The organism is Burkholderia sp. BCC1996 (genome assembly GCF_905339955.1).
GTDB lineage: Bacteria > Pseudomonadota > Gammaproteobacteria > Burkholderiales > Burkholderiaceae > Burkholderia.
In genome coordinates, this window is the sequence record NZ_CAJPHM010000002.1 from 240,318 (window position 1) to 258,710 (window position 18,393).

Genomic DNA, 18,393 nt, shown 5'->3' on the forward strand with positions numbered 1-18,393 from the left:
GCCGGCAGGAAACGTTTCACGCCCTTTACATGCCGCCGGACGCCCGCGCACGGACCGGCCGCGGACGCTTCCGGGCCGCCTTCAGCCGACTCGCTGGTGGTCGGCGTCGTCGGGCGGCGAGCCGTCCTTCCCGCCGTTGTCGCCGGAGTTGTCGTGGTCGTTGAGTCCGTGCTCGATCATCATCCGGTACAGCGTCACGCGCGAGATGCCGAGTTCGGCGGCGGCCTTGTTGATCCGGTGATCGTTGCGCAGCAGCGCGTTCTCGATCGCGACGCGCTCGGCGAGCGAACGCGCCTGTTCGAGAGTCACGGGCTCCGTTTCACCCGGAACCTCGAGCCCGAGATCGTGCGGCGTCAGCAGCCGGCTCTCGGCCATCACGATCGCGCGGCGCACCCGGTTGATCAGCTCGCGCACGTTGCCGGGCCACTCGTAGCGGCGCATCGCGTCGAGCGCGGCCGACGTGAAGCCGCTGATCTTGCGGCCGCTGTCGCCCTTGAATTTCTGCAGCACGTAATGCGCGAGGATGTCGATGTCCTTGCCCCGCGCGCGCAGCGGCGGCTCGTGAATGCGCAGCACGCAGAGCCGGTGATAGAGGTCCGCGCGGAAGCGGCCGGCTTCGACCGCGCCGTCGAGGTCCACGTGCGTCGCCGAGATGATCCGCACGTCGACCGGAATCGATTCCTGGCCGCCGAGCCGCTCGATCTTCCCTTCCTGCAGGAAACGCAGCAGGCTCGCCTGGCTTTCGACCGGCATGTCGCCGATTTCGTCGAGAAACAGCGTGCCGCCGTTCGCCGATTCGATCCGGCCCGCGCGCCGCTGGTTCGCGCCGGTGAACGCGCCGCGCTCGTAGCCGAACAGTTCCGACTGCAGCAGGTGATGCGGGATCGCGCCGCAGTTGATCGCGACGAACGGCCCCTTGCCGCGTGCCGAGCGCTCGTGGATCGCGAGCGCCGTCAGCTCCTTGCCGGTGCCCGACTCCCCGGAGATGAACACGCTCGCGTCGGTTTTCGCGACCTTGCGGATCGTGCTGAACAGCTGCTGCATCGCTTCGCAGTTGCCGATCATCCCGTGCTCGCCGATCGATGCCGCGTATGCGGCGCCGTCGACGCGATCGAGCGCGGCCATCCCGCGCGCGTGGCCGAGCACGTGCGAAATCCATTCGTACGGCAGCGGCAGCGTCACGTAATCGAAACAATAGCTGCGGATCAGTTCGCGCACGGCAGCGCCGATCGTGATGCCGGCCTGCGCGATGGAAATCCAGCCGATCGCCGGCTGGCTCAGGCAGGCCTTCAGCGCGGGATAGTCGCGCGACGTGAAGCCCGAGAAATCGATGAGCCCGGCGGCGACGTTCACGCCGGACGTCATGTTCTGCGCGGCGCCGGCCGTCTTCGCGACCGAGATATCCCAGCCGAGCCCGCGCAGTTGCGCCAGCAACGGCTCGTCCGGCGAACGCATGATCACGAACAGCTTGCGTCCGGCCTCGGGAGCGGTGACGGATACGAGCGGCGTCTCGGACGCCGCCGTCCCGCTTGCGTCGGGTGACCTTGCAACCATCGTTGTTCCCCGCTTGGCGTTGGTATCGTGCGCTGGCTCGCCGCCGCGTCCGACGGACGTCGATCGAACCGACATATTGGCCGCATTTTCGTCCGAATAAAATCCCCCCGGGGAATAATCGCGTGCCGGGCGAACCCTTTCATGAACGGTATATCGACGCCGCCGACGCGCGGCTAGATGGGTGTTATCCCGGTGGCGCGGCGGGCGCGAAGCGAGGCCGGACCAATCGCGAACACCCGACGCCGCGCCAGTGCTGGCGCGCGGGGACGGCACGCGAGGCCGGGCACACGGGATCGGACCGGCGGCACGGGCCGGCACGCCCGGTCGGCCGCACCGGCCCGGCACCCGCAACCGTTTCCGCTTGATGCCGGTCAATCGTCGGATAAAACGGGGATGATGCAGGAATGCAACACGCGCCGGGCAGCGCGGCGAGCGGGTCAGCGTCCCGATGCGAGCGGCGCGAGCGCGTTGGCGCGACCACGGCCGGCCGACGCGCCGTCGTGTTCACCGTACGCGGCGACGAGCGCGTCGACCCGCGCGAGGTGATGGCGGTTGTCGCGGTCCCACGGGTGGAAGCCGGGCCGGAAAAAGCTCAGCCACTCGCCCGCGATCCGCGGAAACAGCCCACGACGCGGCCCGTACAGGAACGCGAGCATGCGCAGCATGCCGCGCACGCGATGCTCGATGTCGCGATCGCGCGACAACAGCGTCGCGTGCAGCAGGAACACCGTCGGCCAGAACGTCAGCGTCGTCAGCAGATAGACGCCGATGCGGATCAGATAACGGCGCAGGCCCGGCTTCATCGCGACGTTCCAGACGTCGAACGACACGGCCTTGTGCTCGGTTTCCTCGAGCGCGTGCCACACCCACATCTGACGGTAGCCGTCGACCGAGCCTTCGAGGCGCGTCGGATCGCGCAGCAGCCAGTCGGCGAGCATGGCCGTGTAGTGCTCGGCGGCGACCGTATGCGCGAGCTGCACCGAATGCGGCAGCTTGCGCTTCATGTAACCGAGCACGGTCCAGATGCGCTTGTCGAGCTTGCGCGCGGGCAGGCGGTTCGCCTGCATCAGCTCGTTGTATTCGACGTGCTCGCGCGTATGCATCGCCTCCTGCCCGATGAAGCCGAGCACCTGCCGCTTCAGCACCGGATCGTCGATCCGGTCGCGATAGTGGCGCACGGAATCCATGAAGAATCGTTCGCCGGCCGGAAACAGCAGCGAAAGCGCGTTGAAGAAGTGCGTCACGTGCGGGCCGAGCCCGTGCCAGTCCTTCGCGCGTTCGACCGGCAGGTCGAAGCGCAGGTCGCGGCGCACCGGCATCACCTCGGCCGCGGTCGCGGAAGCGGCTGACTTCATGTTCGTCGTTCTCCTTGTTTCCGGGCGGCCCGGCCGGCCGTTGCGAGCATTGCGGCCGTGCCGGCGTGGGCCCGGGCAGCGCATCGCGCAACGCCCAAATCTTGACATCGATAGCTGTAAAGATAGGCGCCGGCCGACGCCGCGCGCAAGCCGCGCGGTAGATGCGCGCTTCCAAACAGGGCACGTTCGGCAACGCGACGAAATCGACCTTCGGGCGGCATTCGGGCGGGTCGCGATTCGAACGCGCGCATCCGTGCGCAACCGGCAGGCGGGCGACGCGCGCGCGAATCGCAATCGGCGCGCAAGCCCCGCGCGACGGGCGTTTTGCGGCGTCGCGCGGCGGTTTATCGACGCGACGCCGAGCGGCCGGATAGCGCCGATTCATACGCGTGCGGCGTTCGCATGGTGCAACTCCTTCGAGCCGGTCCGCGAACGATTCAAACATGCGTTCCATTCGCGTGTCGCGCGAGATGCGTGAGCGCCGCCGCGACCGGCACGCGGCCGTGCCCTCGCCGCCCGCGGCGGCCCCCTGCGCGCTCGCCTACAATAGCGGTTTTACCCAACCCCTTTCAGGAGAAGTCATGTCTGTCACCACGACCGCATCGGGCCTCAAAATCGAAGAGCTGACCGAAGGCACCGGCGCGGAAGCGCAAGCCGGCCAGACCGTCAGCGTCCACTACACGGGCTGGCTGACCGACGGTCAGAAATTCGACTCGAGCAAGGACCGCAACGACCCGTTCGCGTTCGTGCTCGGCGGCGGCATGGTCATCAAGGGCTGGGACGAAGGCGTGCAGGGCATGAAGGTCGGCGGCGTGCGTCGCCTGACGATCCCGCCGCAACTCGGCTACGGCCCGCGCGGTGCAGGCGGCGTGATCCCGCCGAACGCGACGCTCGTGTTCGAAGTCGAACTGCTCGCCGTCTGACGACGCCGCCGGCCGACGTCCTTCCGATGGAACGCATCCCGTCTCCCGCCATCGCGCTGCGCCGTTACGACGCGTGCGAAGCGTCCGACGTGCACGACTTTCACCAGGTCGTGCTCGGCGTCGACGGGGCGATGGTGATGGCGGTGGACGGCGTCGGCCAGCGCATCGACCGGCACGCGGCCTGGCTGATTCCGGCCGGCTCGCGCCACGATTACGCGGGCCTCGGCGACAATCGACAGCTCGTGCTCGACCTGCCCGCCGCGTCGCTCGCGGTGCCGCAGCGGCTGTTCGACAGCGCGCGTGCCGTGTCGATCGACCCGGCGCTGACGTCGCTCGTCGCGCAGGTCGCGACAGCGGCCGCGCAGCTCGACGGCCCGGCCGGCGACACGCGGCACGCGCATCGCTTCCAGTGGCAGGCCGCCGCGCGTCTGTGCGACGCGCTGCTCGGCGACGCCAGCCTCGCCGCGCCCGCGGCGGGCCTCGATTTCGCGCGCATCGACCGCTGGCTGCGCGCGCGGCTCGCGGAGCCGCTGCGCATCGCCGATCTCGCCGCGCACTGCGGCTACGGGATGCGCCGGTTTCACCAACTGTTCGTCGACGCGTTCGGCGAAACCCCGCATCGCTACCTGCAGCGGCTACGGCTCGACGCCGCCGTCGTGCTGCTCGCCGACGGCCGCCATCCGCTCGTCGACATCGCCGGCATGGTCGGCTTCGCCGACCAGAGCACCTTCACGCACGCGTTCACGAAACGCTTCGGCGTCGCGCCGGGGCGCTGGCGCGGCGAACGGCACTGAGCGGCCAGACGCCACCCGTTTTCCTGCAATAGCGAACGCGATTGCGCCGATCGCGCCCATGCGTCATGGCCGGATGGTCTTAGACAGGCGTTGTCATCGCGCGCGACATCGTGGCGCGCATGAAAGCGGTGCGCATCGGGCGGGGGCTGCAGCCGCTTGAACGGGACTCTCGGCCGCCACCGGGCGCGCGACCGATGCGGCGACGCCGCGCAACGGTAAAGACACGGTCCTTGCGTCGCACGGCGTCCTCGGCACGGCGTCCGGGGTCATCACGTCCGTATCACCCCCGCTCGTCGCCCACTTTCCGCACGACCGTATCCGCCGCCTTCAACGGCCGACCATCGTCGTGCCGCAGCGCGAGCCTGCGGATCGCGCGGCCCGTCTTGCGCTCGACCAGGACCGAATGCGGCTCGCCGCGCTCGAACAGGTTCGCCTCGCCCCACTGCCGCAGCATCACGATCACCGGAAACAGCCCCTCGCCCTTCTTCGTCAACGCGTACTCCTGATACGCGCTGCCGTCCGACGCGGGCACGACGTCGAATACGCCCGCGTCCACCAGCATCCTGAGCCGGTCCGACAGGATGTTGCTCGCGACGCCGAGGCTCGCGCGGAAATCGCCGAACCGGCGCACGCCGTCGAACGCGTCACGCACGATCAGCAACGCCCAGCGATCGCCGACGATATCGGTCGCCCGTGCCACCGGGCACGGCGAATCCGCAAGACTTTTCTGCCTGGCCATGTTGTTCTCCGCTGTCGCGCCGGTTGCCTTCGCACGCGCCCGGCACGTCGGTGCGCGGACCCGTTGCCCGCCGCCCCACAAGTTGCATTTTAAAACTACTTTCCCTACACTCACACTGGTTTCAAATTGCAACTACTTAAGCGAGTGCGAGGCAGCCCATGGAATCGTCTTGTCGTTCGGGAACCGTCGCGTCCAGCGCGACATCGCGTGCCGCGTGCCCGGCCGATCGCGCGCGCGTATCCACGGCGCTCGTCGCGCTGCTGGCCGTCTGTTGCGCCGCGAGCGTAGCGAATGTGTACTACGCGCAGCCGCTGCTCGATTCGATCGCCCGCGATTTCGGCGTATCGCAGGCGGCAGTCGGCGGCGTCATCACGGCGACGCAGCTCGGCTGCGCGCTCGCGTTGCTGTTCGTCGTGCCGCTCGGCGACCTGCTGAACCGCAAACGCCTGCTCGCCGTCCAGCTTCTGCTGCTGACGGCGGCCTGCATCGGCGTGGCCGCCGCGTCGACGCGCGTCGCGTTGCTGGCGGGCATGGTCGCGGTCGGGCTGCTCGGCACCGCGATGACGCAAGGGCTGATCGCCTGCTCGGCCGCGCTTGCGGGGGCCGGCGAGCGCGGCCGCGTGGTCGGCGCGGCACAGGGCGGCGTCGTGATCGGCCTGCTGGCCGCACGTTCGCTGGCGGGTGTCGTCACGGATATCGCCGGCTGGCGTGCGGTCTACCTGGTGTCGGGCGCACTTGCGATCGCGATGCTGATCGCGCTGGCGCGGCTGTTGCCCGATGCGGACGCGCCGCGCGAGCGCATCGGCTACGCAGCGCTGCTCGGTTCGATGGTCACGCTGCTGCGCAACGAGCGCGTGCTGCGTGTGCGCGGGGCGATCGCGCTGCTGATGTTCGCGGCGTTCAGCATCTTCTGGAGCGCGCTCGTGCTGCCGCTGAGCGCGCCGCCGCACGCGATGTCGCATACGCAGATCGGCGCATTCGGGCTCGTCGGCGCACTGGGTGCGGCGGCCGCCGCGCGCGCGGGCCGGCTCGCGGATCGCGGGCTCGGCGAAGCGACGACCGGCGCCGCGCTCGCACTGCTCGCATGCTCGTGGCTGCCGCTCGCGTTCACCGGTACGTCGATCGCGCTGCTGGTCGTCGGTATCGTGCTGCTCGACGTCGGCGGGCAGGCCGTCCATGTCGTGAACCAGAGCATGATCCTCGGCGCGCGGCCCGATGCGCATGCGCGCCTCGTCGGCTGCTACATGCTGTTCTATTCGATCGGTAGCGGACTCGGCGCGATCGCGTCGACGATGACGTATGCGCACGCGGGATGGATCGGTGTCTGCGGGCTCGGCGCGGCGGTCAGCGCGGCCGCGTTCGGCGTATGGGCCGTGACGCTCGGGCGTGCCTGAACGAAGCGCGTCGAGCCCGGCGCGCGAGCCGCCGCATGCCCGGCTTCGAACGACAAAAGCCGGCTCGCCCGGATCGGGCGGCCGGCCTGCGAACCGGACGTGCATGCCGGCTCGACCGTCGCGACGACGCGTCGCGTTCGCTTACCCCGCCGCCTGGATCGCCTCTTCGTACACGCCGGCGACGCGTCGCGCGATCACCGCGTTGTCGAAATGGTCGCGCGCGTAGCGCTTGCACGCCGCTTCGTCCGGCAACGCGATCGCGCCCGACAGCGCGCCGCCGAGCCCTTCCGCGATCGCGTCCGCGCCCGTCGACGGCAGCACGAGGTCGTTGGACAGCCCGGCGACCGCCTCCGGCAGCCCGCCGACCGGCGTGACCAGCACCGGCGTGCCGGACGCGAGCGATTCGACGGTGATCAGCCCGAAGCCTTCGAGCGCGACGGTCGGCACGACGCTGACCGTCGCCGCGCGGTACAGCGCCGCGAGATGGTTGTCGGGCACGAAACCGAGCAGCTTCACGTTGTCCTGCAGCCCGGCTTCGTCGATGCGCTGCTGCAGTTCCTCGCCGATCTTGCCCTTGCCGGCGATCAGCAGCAGCACGTCCGGGTGACGTTGCTTGACGAGGCCGATCGCGTCGATCAGGTCTTCCAGCCCCATGCGCCGCACGAGCCGGCGCACGGCCAGCACGATCGGCCGGTCCTGCGGCAGTTGCAGCTTGTGCCGCGCCTCGGCCGGCGTGAGCGGCGTGTCGAACTGCGCGGTATCGACGCAGCCGGGAATCACGCGCACGCGCGACGGATCGATCCCGTAGCGGTTCGTCAGGATCTGGCCGAATGCCTGCGACAGCACGATCAGGCGCGACGAGCGCGTATAGACGGCCTGTTCGAGATAGCGCTTCGCGCGCTGCCCGAGCGATGCGGCGCCCTCGACCTGGCTTTCGTCGGCCCACGGCCCCTGGAAGTGCGACACCTGCGGAATCCCGCGCGTGACGTCGAGCCCCGGGAACGTGTACAGCGCGAAGTGCGACGAAATCACGTCCGGCCGCTCGCTGCGGATCTCGTCGCGCAGCGCGCGGCGCGCGGCGAGCATGCGGCGCGCGAGCGGCTGCGACGCAGGTCCGAAGCCCTGGATCGCACCGCCCGTGTCGTCGGCGACCTTCGGCGAGCCGGCGACGAGCCCGCGCACCGCGACGCCCGCGCCCGGCAGCGCGCCGACGAGCGAGTAGTACATCCGGTCGAGGCCGCCCGCGCGTTCGGGGAACCAGTGCATGCCGATTTGCAACGATTTGATCGGCCGGGAAGATTGAGACGTCACGGTTGCTCCTGCGTGATTGCATGCTCGACCCGCTCGAAGGCGGACGGCTGCGTGGGTTGGCCGATGCGCCGGTAAAGCGCGACGTACTGGGCGCCCATGTGGGCCCAGCCGAAACGGGTCATCAGTTCGCGGGCCGCGTCGCCCATCGCGCGACAGGTGTCGCGCGACGCCGCGAGCGCGCCGATCGCCTGCGCGAGCGCGGCCGGATCGTCCGGGTCTTCCAGCACGATCCCGCAATCGCGCGTGATGATCTCCGCGCCGCCGGCGGTGCGCGCGGTGACGACCGGCAGCCCGGCCGCCATCGCTTCCAGCAGCGACAGGCTCATCGCTTCGTAGCGCGACGGAAACACATACGCGTCGACCGAGCGCATCAGCGTCGGCATGTTCTTCACGAGCCCGAGAAAATGCACGCGCGACGCGATGCCGAGCGCGCGCGCCTCGTCCGGATACGGGCTGCCGGGCAGATAGCCGGCCACCGCGAGATGGACGTTCGCCGGCAGCTTCGTCAGCGCCTTCAGCACGGTGCCGAGGTTCTTGCGCGGCGTGCGCAGGTCGCCGACGAACAGCAGCAGGAACGCGTCGCCCGGCAGCTTGAACGCCGCGCGATCGGCCTGCGCGCCCGCGAACGCGCTGCCGTCGACGCCGTTGTAGATCACGCTGATCTTGCGGCTGTCGATGCCGAGCCCGGCGATCTCGTCGGCCACCTTCTGCGACACGGCCGTGATCGCGCGCGAACGCTTGTACGCCCAGCGCTCGAGCGCCGTATTCACGCGCGTATAGACGTACTGGTACGCCGACCACAGCCCCTTCGTCGGGCCGAACGGATAGTACGGACTCTTGAACCAGCCGCCGTGCACGAAGTGCGCGGTGTTCACGTCGGCCTTGATCCACGAGATGAAGCCGTTCACGTGCAGCACGTCGTATTCGCCGCGATGCGCGCGCAGCCAGGCCGCGCTCTTGAGCGCGAACACCTGCTGCTTGACGAGATTCGACGGCCAGAAACCGCCGACCTTGACCGGCACCCAGCGCACGCGCGGGTCGGCCAGCAGCTCGGGCGCGACGTGCGACGCGACCAGCGTGACCTCGTAGTGTTCTGCCAGCGCCGCGCGCGCGATTTCGTAATTGACGCGGCCCTGCCCGTCGTTATGTCGCACGACGTGCGTGACGATCGCGATTCTCAATGGTCGCCTCCCCGTGAACGCGCGGCGGCCAGCAGGCGCTGTGCCTTTTGCCAGTGCGCCGCGGATAGTATGGAAAAAATGGCCGTGAACAGCAGCAGGCCGCCCGTGCCGATCAGCGAGTTCGTGAACACGAGCATCGCGAATACCGACAGGCACAGGCTCAGGCATGCGCCGACGAACTTGTCCTTGCGCAGCTTGAACGCCGCGCGCAGCGTGCGGGCGAGCAGCATCACGACACCCGACAGGTACAGCAGCGTGCCGGGCCAGCCGAGCACGAACGGCACGTTCATCACGCCGCTGTCGAAGCTGCCGTACTTGCCGAGCTCGCCGCTGTCGCTCGACAGCTTGGTGGACGCGCCGGTCGCGCCCATCCCTTCGCCGGCGACGTCGGTGAACGCCGTTTGCGCGAAGGTCGCGTAGAACTTGTTGCGGTCGTCGTAGCTGCGGTCGTCCTTCAGGTTCGTGATCGACTGCAGGCGCGCGCCGAGCCGGTCGGCCACCGGCCCGACGGTCAGGAGCGGCACGCACAGCCCGACCAGCACGACCCCGCTGATCAGGATCCGCATCCGCACGCGGTTGCTCGACTGCACGAGCTGGATCGCAAGCGCGATCACCCAGCCGCCCCAGGTCGAGCGCACGAGACACAGCGCGAACGAGACGAAGCCGGCGGCGCCCGCGAACCAGCGGACCTTCTGCGGCGCCGCGAACACGAACACCAGCGCGCCCATGATCGCGAACGCGAACGGCCCCGACGAGTTCATCGTGCTGAAGACCCGCACGCCGTACGGCACCGGCTCGCCCTGCGAACCCATGTCCGAGCCGATCATCCACAGCACGTCCCACTGCGGCATCACGAAGTACTGCACGACCCCGTACACGCCCATCACGAGCATGCCCCACATGAACGTGGACAGCAGCACGTCGCGGTACTCGGGATAGTCGCGCGCGTTGACCATGATGTGAAAGCCGATCAGCACCGGGTACACCCAGTTCGCGAGGTCGTAGGTCGCGGCCATCACGCCGCTCGACACGATCCCGACGAGGTACGCGTACGTCAGCCCGAACAGCATCAGCAGCACGGGAATCCCGCGCCGCTGGGCGAGCACGCGGTAATGCCTGAGCAGCCCCAAGCCGGCGATCATCGTCACCGCGAGCGGCGCGACCTGGATGAGGCTCGTCGGCGTGAACGCGCCCTTCGACCAGTCGGCGAGACGCCGCACTTCGGGGCTCAGGAACCACACCCACCACATGAAGCCGACGTAGCGCGCCGGGCTCTTGAAATACAGCCAGATGCCGACCGCGATCGCCAGCACCGGAAACGCGAGCGTCAGCACCTTGCCCTGGTGAATGGCGATCAGCGCAGCGGTCAACGTCCACAGCCCGGCCTGCCCGACCCAGTGCTTCGGTTCGGGTAACCGGCTGCGGCTGCGCGACGGCGCGCGTTCGGCGGCAATCGTACTCATCGATCCGCCCTCACCGCGACGACGGGCGCGAATCCGCGAGCGGCATCGCGAGACCGGCGGCCGCCGGCGTGCGACGCCGGCGCAGCAGGTCGCGCGTGATCCGCACGTGCTGCTCGGCGAACGCCTGCGTGGTCAGGTCGCGCTCGCGCAGGCACGCGGCCGCGGCACGCGTGCATTCGAGCGCGGCGGCCGGATCGGCCACGAAGCGATCGGCGGCCTGGCGCATCGCCGCTGCGTCGAACGCCGGCACGTAGGCGGCCGTGTCGTGCGGGAAGTAGTCGCTGAGGCCGCCGACGTCGGACACGATCATCGGCTTGCCGACCGCCGCCGCCTCGAGCATCACGGTGATGCCCGACGCATGGAAGTTCGGCCGCAGCGGCACGACGATCACGTCGGCCCATGCGTACAGCTCGTGCTGCTTCGCGAGGCCCGATGCCGAGCCGATCTTCACGTTCGGCGCATGCCACTCGCGCGGCACGCGGCGGCGCGTCGCGAGCCGCACGTCGTAGCGCTCGTCGTCGCCGAACGCGGCGAGGAACGTGCGCCAGTCGCGGTCGCGGTCGTTGCCGATCGCGGCGATCCGCAGCGGCCGGTTCGGCTTCCATTGCTGCGGTTCGGCCGGCGGGAAGTCCTGCGTGTTCAGCCCGTAGTAGACGAACTCGGCCTCGCGCCCGAGATAGCGGCGGCACAGCTCGGCGTTGTCGCGGGCGAGCGTCGTCAGCGCGTCGGCGCGCGCGAGCAGCTTGCGGTACAGCCAGCGGCGCGGGCCGCCGAACGTGTTCCACTTGTCGAACAGCCACACGCTCTGCGCGAGCAGCAGCGGGCGCTTGCCCTGCGCGCCGGCGAGCTTCAGGACCAGCGCGGCGGCGAGGTGCTCCTGCTCGGTGTGCGTCCAGATCACGTCCGTGCTCAGCAGCGCGGCGCGATTGCGCCACGCGTGCACGACGTCGAAGCCGAGCGCCGCCTTCAGCGCACGGCGCGCGAGGCTCGCGACGCGGTTCTCGCGGCGGTCCTGCGAATAGGTCAGCCGGAATTCGTCGGATTCCGCGTGGTGATAGCCGTACAGGCAGCCGATGTTCTCGCCTTGCCGATAGGTACGCGGATCGGCACCGTAAAACAGGTGAACGTGAACCTTCGTCGAAGTCATGTCAGCCTCCGCCGGGCCGTCGGATGCACCGACGGGCAAGCTTCAGGGAGCTGGAGGGGCTGCGCCCCTCCAAGCGAATCAAGTGAGCGCGGGAGTCGGGCCATTTCATGCCCTTCGCGGGTGGCCGAGCATCGTGCGCGCGGCCCGTTCAAGACGTCACCGGCGGCATCGCCGCACGGTGGGGGGCAAGATTCGCGCGGCGCGCCTCGCGCGCGCCGCGGCGCACCGCGCGCCAGTGGTCGCGCACGCGGTCGCGCCGCGCGGTGTGCAGCGACAGCAGCACGTGCGCGAAGCCCGGGTAGACGCGCGTGCCGACCAGCGTCCACCACCACCACGCGATCTCGCGCCGCAGCGGCGGCAGATGCTCGCGCAGGATCAGGTGCAGGTTGTACGCGCCGTTGCTGATCGCATTCAGCGATGCGGCATCGCGCCGGTCGTCGTCGAAACGCTCGGCCGGAAAATGGTCGACCGCGATCGCCGGGTCGTAGACGAGCTTCCAGCCGTCGCGCTGCACGTGCATGCTGAAACCCATGTCGTTGTGCACCTGCGCACCGGCGCCGCGCAGCCGCGTGTCGAAGCGCAGCCGCTCGATCGCGGCACGGCGGTAGCTCATGTTCGCGCCCTTGAGCATGTCGACTTCGCGCGCGCCGCCGACGCCCAGGTGATGGTTGCCGACGATCTTGCCGGACAGCGTGAGCTGGCCGACGAGTTCGCGCGATTCGTCGAGCACACGACCCTTCTCGTGCACCCAGTCGCGGCCGCCCACCGCGCCGACGCGCGGGTCGGCGAGGAACACGGCCTCGATGCGCGCGAGCCAGTCGGCGTGCGGCGCCGCGTCGTCGTCGGTGATCGCGACGATGTCGCCGTGCGCCGAGTCGAGCCCCTTGTTCAGCGCGGCGACCTGCCCCGGCACGTCGACCGGCACGATCCGCAGCGGCAGCGCGCCGCCGACCGACGGATCGGCGAGGCGCTCGTGCGTGGCATCGTCCTCCGGGCGCGCGACGACGATCACCTCGTCGGGCAGCCGCGCCTGGCGCTGCAGCGCCAGCAGGCAGCGCGCGAGGTCGGCGGGACGCCGGTAGGTCGGAACGAGCACGGAAATTTTCATCGAAGGTTCTCCAGTCGGCCGGGCCGATGCGGCTCGCGCCGGCCCGGTTTCGTGCAATGCGGTCAGGCGCTCAGGTATTCGTGGACGGCCGCATAACCGCGGCCGTAGCCGCGTGCCTTCGGCGGCACGCCATTGAAGATCCCGCCTTCCAGATCGACGCCCGCGGTGCGCAGGCGCTTGATCGCGTCGGCGATCTCGCCTTCGGTATGCATGCCCGAGCGCAGCACCAGGAAGGTCGCGCCGGCCATGCGGCCGATGATGGTCGCGTCGGTCACCGCCAGCACCGGCGGCGAGTCGATCAGCACGACGTCGTAGCGCTTGCCGAGCCCTTCGAGGTATTGCGGCAGACGGGCCGACATCAGCAGTTCCGACGGGTTCGGCGGGCGCGTGCCGGCCGAGATGAACGACAGGCCCTGCACCGGCGTCTCGCGGATCGCGTCCTCGAGCGACGACTGGTCGCTCAGCAGCTCGGACAGGCCCGGCTGCGCGGTGAGGCCGAAGTAGCGGTCGAGCATGCCGCGCCGCATGTCGGCGTCGACCAGCAGCACACGCTTGCCGGAATGCGCGAGCAGCACCGCGAGGTTGACCGTCAGGAAGCTCTTGCCGATGCCCGGCGTCGGGCCGGTCAGCACGACCACGCGGTTCTTCGCGTCCATCATCGCGAACTGCATCGCGGTGCGCAGGCTGCGCATGCTTTCGACGCTCAGGTCCTTCGGGCGCAGGCTCGCGAGGATCGGCCGCGCGCGGCCGCCGCCCTTCTCGGCCATGGCGTCGAGCTTCACCTGCTCGGCGCTTTGCGGCACCAGCCCGTACAGCGGCAGGTTGAACGTGCGCTCGACGCGGTCCGGATCCTCGATGCCCTGGAACAGGTTGCGGCGCAGGAACACGATGCCGGTGCCGAGGATCAGCCCGAGGAACACCGCCGCCGACAGGATCAGCACCTTCTTCGGCTTGACCGGATCGCCCGGGCGCAGCGCCGAATCGACGAGGTGGATGTTGCCGCCCGTGCCGGCCTTCTGCACCGACAGCTCCTGCACGCGGTTCAGCAGCAGCACGTAGATGTCCTCGGCCACCTTCGCGTCACGCTGGAGCTGGACGGCCTTCACTTCGGTGGCCGGCAGGCTGCGGAAGCGGTTGCTGAACTTGTCCTTCTCGCCCTGCAGTTCCGCGAGCTGCTGCTTCGCGGCGATCACCATCGGGTGCGAATCGGTGAAGCGCTGCGCGAGCGACGCGAGCTGCAGGCGCTGCGCGGCGATCTGCTGCTCGTACTGCACGCTGCCTTCGAGGTAGACCTTCGCCTCGTCGCTCGCGTTGATCGAGCCGGACGTGCGCTGGTACTGCGTCAGTGCGGCTTCCGCGCGCTCGAGGTCGGACTTCAGGCGCGGTTCCTCGCCCTTCAGGAAGTCGAGCATCTTGGTCGCTTCGGCCTGCTTCGCGATCACGTGCTGGTTCAGGTACGACTGCGCGAGCGCGTTCGCGATCGCGGCGGTCTGGTCCGGGTCCTTGCCTTCGAGCGAGATCTGGACGACGCCCGTCTGCTTGCCCTGCTCGGACACCTGGATGCCCGACTGGAAGCCGGTGATCGCATCGAGATCGTTGTAGCGGACCACCGTGAATTGCGTGCCCGGACGCGCGACGAGCTTCTGCACGAGCAGCGTCACGCCGCCTGCCTGCTCCGATTCGCCGACACGGCCCGACAGAAGACGGTTGCCGTTCTGGTCGACCAGCGTGTAGGTGCCGTTCGGGCCGGCCGTCAGCGTCAGCTTCTTGCCTTCGAGCGCGGGCACGACGTTGATCGTGTCGATGTCGGCGACTTCGCCGCCCCATGCGTACGAGCGCAGGCCGAACCACGCACGCGCCGGTTCGCCCGGCGTCGCGACGCGCGCGGCCAGGCTGCCGAGCACCGGCAGCGTCTTCGGCGCGACCGAGAAGTTCAGCTTGAACTGCTCGACGACCGGCGCGACGACGCCGCGGCTCTTGATGATCTCGATTTCCGCTTCGGTCGGCGCCTGCTGCGGACCGCTGTTGATCATCGCGCCCGTCTGCGTCTGGGTGAGCGCCTGCGACGTGTTGTCGTTGCCCTCGACCCGCACGTGCACGTCGGCCTGATAGACCGGCTTCGCGATGTAGCAGTACAGGCCGGCCATCGCGATGACGGTCACCGCGATGCCGAGCAGCAGCCAGATGTCGTCCATGAGCACCTGGAGCAGCTGGCCGAGGACGACGTCCTCTTCCTCGGTTTTCGCGGTCAGATCCGCGTAGGAGTGTTTCGCTTGCGTGTTCACCATTCGTTCCCGCTTGAGTGGTGCCGGGGGGCAGGCGCCGCCCCGGCGGGCTATCAGCGCGTGATTTGCCGCATGTAGAAGATCGTCTGGATCGTCGGCAACACCTGCTGCAGCACGCGGTTGAACTGCACCGAGCCGGCCGTGCTGACGTAGACGACGTCGAGCGGCTGGAGCGGGAAGCGGCTCGACAGCATCAGCGCATCCGGCTGCGTCATGTCGAGGCGGAACACTTCCGGCTTCGTCGGGTTGTCGCGCATGCCGCGCATCACGTAGATCTTGCGCGGGTTCGCATCGGTGTCGAGGATGCCGCCGCCGGCCGTCAGCGCATCGGCGATGGTCAGCTTGCCCTTGAGCATCGGCACGGTGACCGGCGTCTTGACCTCGCCCATGATGAACACGCGGCTGTCGCTGCGGTCCGGCACGTTGACGATGTCGCCCGGCTGCAGCATCACGTTCTGCTTCACTTCGCCGCGATCGAGCACGCCGTTCGCGTCGAGCGTGTAGAGCTTGCCGTCGCGCGTCAGGCGCACGCGCTGCAGGTCGGCCTCGTTGGTCGAGCCGCCCGAGCGCGAGATCGCGTCGACGAGCGTCAGCGGCACGTCGCTCACCGCGAGCGGGCCCGGCTGCTTCACCTCGCCCGTCACCTGCACCTTCTGGCTGCGGAACGACAGCACGCGCACGTCGAGCTGCGGATTCTTCACGTAGCGCGCGAGGGTCGATGCCATCTGCTCGCGGATCTGCGCGACCGTCTTGCCCGCCACGCGGATGCGGCCGACGAACGGGAAGAAGATCGTGCCGTCGGCGGCGACCGTCTGGCCGTATGGATCGGCCTGGCCCGGCAGCGCGGTCGTATACGGCTGCTGCAGCGCGCCCGCGACCGACTGCGTCGTGTTGCCGCCGCTCGAGAACGACTGGCCCTGCGGCGTCGTCAGCTCGGGGTGATCCCACACCGTGACGCCGAGGATGTCCTGCGGACCGACGCGGTACACGTACTCCGACGGATCGGTGTATCGGCCCGGCGGCAGCGGATGCTCGACCTGCTGCTTCTGCAGCTGATCCATCACCAGCTTCGCGTCGATGTAATGAACCGGATAGGTTTCGGCCTGGCCTTGCCGGCCTTCGTCCTTCAGGTTCGACGAGTCGAGATAGTTGCCGGGCGCGCTCGCGCAGGCCGACAGGAATGTCGTCATCGCGACGGCGAGCGCCAGCGGGCGCATGGGACGTTTCAGCATAGTTTTTGCAGCCATCCTTGAACCAGACGTTCGATCAATGAGTAGCTCTCGCGATAGTCGGCCTCGGGGCCGCCATGCGGATCCGCGATCTCGGCGTCCTCCCACTTGCCCAGCAGGTGGACCTTGCCGCGCGCGAACGGATCGACCGCTTCGACGGCCTTGATCTGTTCGCGCTCGCTGACGAGAATCAGGTCGGCGTCGCGCACGATCCGGCGCGACAGCCGCCGCGAACGGTGCGTCGTCGCATCGACGCCGCGCTCGGCGAGAAGTTGGCGCATCACCGGATCGATGCCGTCGCCGTCGTTGGCACGCACGCCGGCGGAGTGGAACGTCACGCGCGGGCCGCCACGCGACGCCGCGTGCGACTTGAACAGCAGTTCCGCCGCCGGGCTGCGGCAGACGTTCGCGTGACAGACGATCAGGATGTTGCGGAACATGGCGTCTCGATTCGGTAACGGGTAACGACGGGTAACGGCAACGCGCCGGTTACGCGTTCGCGCGCGCGGCGCCCGGCACGCGCGCGGCGACGGCCTGGCGCGAGCCGGGGCGGCCGATCGGGTGGTATTCGATGCCCTGCTCGCTCATCGTCTCCGGCTCGTACAGGTTGCGGCCGTCGAAGATGACCGGCGACTTCCACAGGCGGCCGAGCGCGACGAAATCCGGGCTCTTGAATGCCTTCCATTCGGTGACGATCACGAGCGCATCGGCGTCGCGCGCGGCCTGCGCCTCGTCGTCGACGAAGCTGAGGCGCTCGAGCCAGCTCGGGTGATCCGCGAGATCGAGCGCGAGCACGCGGCGCGCTTCCTGCTGCGCGACCGGGTCGTACGCCGCGATGCGCGCGCCGCGCGACAGCAGCTCGGCGATCAGCTCGCGGCTCGGCGCTTCGCGCATGTCGTCGGTGTTCGGCTTGAACGCGAGACCCCAGATCGCGAACGTGCGACCGGTCAGGTCCTCGCCGAAGCGCGCGACGATCTTGTCGGCCAGCACGCGCTTTTGCGTCGCGTTGACCGACGACACGGCCTTCAGGATCTGCAGCGCCTGACCGTGCTCGTCGGCGGTGCGGATCAGTGCCTCGACGTCCTTCGGGAAGCACGAGCCGCCATAGCCGCAGCCCGCATACAGGAAGTGATAGCCGATGCGCGGATCGGAGCCGATCCCGCGGCGCACGGCCTCGATGTCGGCACCGAAGCGGTCGGCCAGGTTCGCGAGCTCGTTCATGAACGAGATGCGCGTCGCGAGCATCGCGTTGGCCGCGTATTTCGTGAATTCGGCCGAGCGCACGTCCATGTACAGCGTGCGCTCGTGATTGCGGTTGAACGGCGCGTAGAGCTTCTTCATCAGCTCGCGCGCGCGCTCGCCCGGCACGTCGTCGTCGCAGCCGATCACGATGCGGTCCGGCCGCGTGAAATCGTCGACCGCCGCGCCTTCCTTCAGGAATTCCGGATTCGACACGACCGAGAACATCGGCGCGTCGCCGCCGCGCTTCGCGAGTTCCTCGGCGACCGCCGCACGCACGCGCTCGGCCGTGCCGACCGGCACCGTCGACTTGTCGACGATCACCTTGAAGCCTTTCATATAGCGGCCGATGTTGCGCGCCGCCGCGAGCACGTACTGCAGGTCGGCCGAGCCGTCCTCGTCGGGCGGCGTGCCGACCGCGATGAACTGCACGTCGCCGTGCGCGACCGCGGCCTCGATGTCGGTCGAGAAGCGCAGGCGGCCGGCCGCGCGGTTGCGCGCGATGACTTCCTTGAGGCCCGGCTCGTGGATCGGCACGCCGCCGTTGTTCAGGACGTCGATCTTCGCCTGATCGACGTCGAGACAGAACACGTCGTGCCCGATGTCGGCGAGACAGGCGCCGGTGACAAGACCTACGTAACCGCTGCCGATGATAGTCAGATTCATGATGT

At 69.1% G+C, this 18,393-nt stretch carries 15 protein-coding genes; 3 read left to right on the plus strand and 12 right to left on the minus strand.

The window, feature by feature from the left end; genetic code table 11:
• Positions 1-81: 81 nt before the first annotated feature.
• Positions 82-1,554: a sigma-54 dependent transcriptional regulator gene (locus U4Z64_RS03165; RefSeq protein WP_044846589.1), complete on the minus strand. Its 1,473-nt coding sequence runs from the start codon at positions 1,552-1,554 to the stop codon at positions 82-84.
• A gap of 437 nt (positions 1,555-1,991) precedes the next feature.
• On the minus strand, positions 1,992-2,909 hold the full coding sequence (locus tag U4Z64_RS03170) for a metal-dependent hydrolase (RefSeq protein WP_124522642.1): 918 nt from the start codon (positions 2,907-2,909) through the stop codon (positions 1,992-1,994).
• A 581-nt stretch (positions 2,910-3,490) separates the two neighbouring features.
• Here U4Z64_RS03170 and U4Z64_RS03175 point away from each other — a divergent pair.
• Together U4Z64_RS03175 and U4Z64_RS03180 are read left to right on the plus strand one after the other, a co-directional pair.
• A complete protein-coding gene (locus U4Z64_RS03175; protein WP_044846591.1) occupies positions 3,491-3,832 on the plus strand; it encodes an FKBP-type peptidyl-prolyl cis-trans isomerase in 342 nt (113 codons plus the stop codon).
• 26 nt (positions 3,833-3,858) lie between these two features.
• Positions 3,859-4,626, plus strand: a complete 768-nt coding sequence (locus U4Z64_RS03180) for an AraC family transcriptional regulator (protein WP_321819224.1) — start codon at positions 3,859-3,861, stop codon at positions 4,624-4,626.
• Between the two features lie 280 nt (positions 4,627-4,906).
• On the opposite strand, the gene U4Z64_RS03185 is transcribed toward U4Z64_RS03180, so the two are convergent.
• On the minus strand, positions 4,907-5,365 hold the full coding sequence (locus U4Z64_RS03185) for a helix-turn-helix domain-containing protein (RefSeq protein ID WP_321799871.1): 459 nt from the start codon (positions 5,363-5,365) through the stop codon (positions 4,907-4,909).
• A gap of 158 nt (positions 5,366-5,523) precedes the next feature.
• On the opposite strand from U4Z64_RS03185, the gene U4Z64_RS03190 reads away from it, so the two are divergent.
• Positions 5,524-6,759, plus strand: coding sequence for an MFS transporter (locus U4Z64_RS03190; protein WP_321819225.1), 1,236 nt, complete (start codon positions 5,524-5,526; stop codon positions 6,757-6,759).
• Positions 6,760-6,900: 141 nt separating this feature from the next.
• Here U4Z64_RS03190 and U4Z64_RS03195 read toward each other — a convergent pair whose 3' ends face one another.
• The 9 genes from U4Z64_RS03195 to U4Z64_RS03235 form a co-directional block, all read right to left on the minus strand.
• Positions 6,901-8,025: a glycosyltransferase family 4 protein gene (locus U4Z64_RS03195; RefSeq protein ID WP_044846595.1), complete on the minus strand. Its 1,125-nt coding sequence runs from the start codon at positions 8,023-8,025 to the stop codon at positions 6,901-6,903.
• Between the two features lie 41 nt (positions 8,026-8,066).
• Entirely contained in the window at positions 8,067-9,251 is a 1,185-nt protein-coding gene (locus tag U4Z64_RS03200; protein WP_321819226.1) for a glycosyltransferase family 4 protein, read from the minus strand.
• Positions 9,248-10,714 carry an O-antigen ligase family protein gene (locus U4Z64_RS03205; RefSeq protein WP_044846597.1) on the minus strand — a complete coding sequence of 489 codons (1,467 nt, stop codon included), beginning with the start codon at positions 10,712-10,714 and terminating at the stop codon, positions 9,248-9,250. The genes U4Z64_RS03200 and U4Z64_RS03205 overlap by 4 nt, the downstream gene beginning before the upstream one ends.
• Before the next feature lie 10 nt (positions 10,715-10,724).
• Positions 10,725-11,861, minus strand: a complete 1,137-nt coding sequence (locus tag U4Z64_RS03210) for a glycosyltransferase family 4 protein (RefSeq protein WP_321819227.1) — start codon at positions 11,859-11,861, stop codon at positions 10,725-10,727.
• Between the two features lie 148 nt (positions 11,862-12,009).
• A complete protein-coding gene (locus tag U4Z64_RS03215) occupies positions 12,010-12,969 on the minus strand; it encodes a glycosyltransferase family 2 protein (protein ID WP_044846599.1) in 960 nt (319 codons plus the stop codon).
• Positions 12,970-13,031: 62 nt separating this feature from the next.
• Positions 13,032-15,257, minus strand: coding sequence for a polysaccharide biosynthesis tyrosine autokinase (locus tag U4Z64_RS03220; protein WP_044846600.1), 2,226 nt, complete (start codon positions 15,255-15,257; stop codon positions 13,032-13,034).
• A gap of 50 nt (positions 15,258-15,307) precedes the next feature.
• A complete protein-coding gene (locus U4Z64_RS03225; protein WP_044846601.1) occupies positions 15,308-16,486 on the minus strand; it encodes a polysaccharide biosynthesis/export family protein in 1,179 nt (392 codons plus the stop codon).
• Complete coding sequence (locus tag U4Z64_RS03230; RefSeq protein ID WP_124486461.1) at positions 16,480-16,923, minus strand: low molecular weight protein-tyrosine-phosphatase; 444 nt, start codon at positions 16,921-16,923, stop codon at positions 16,480-16,482. Before U4Z64_RS03230 ends, U4Z64_RS03225 begins: the two co-directional genes overlap by 7 nt.
• 49 nt (positions 16,924-16,972) lie before the next feature.
• Positions 16,973-18,388 (minus strand): UDP-glucose dehydrogenase family protein, encoded by a 1,416-nt coding sequence (locus U4Z64_RS03235; protein WP_124486462.1) that lies wholly within the window; start codon positions 18,386-18,388, stop codon positions 16,973-16,975.
• Positions 18,389-18,393 lie beyond the last annotated feature (5 nt).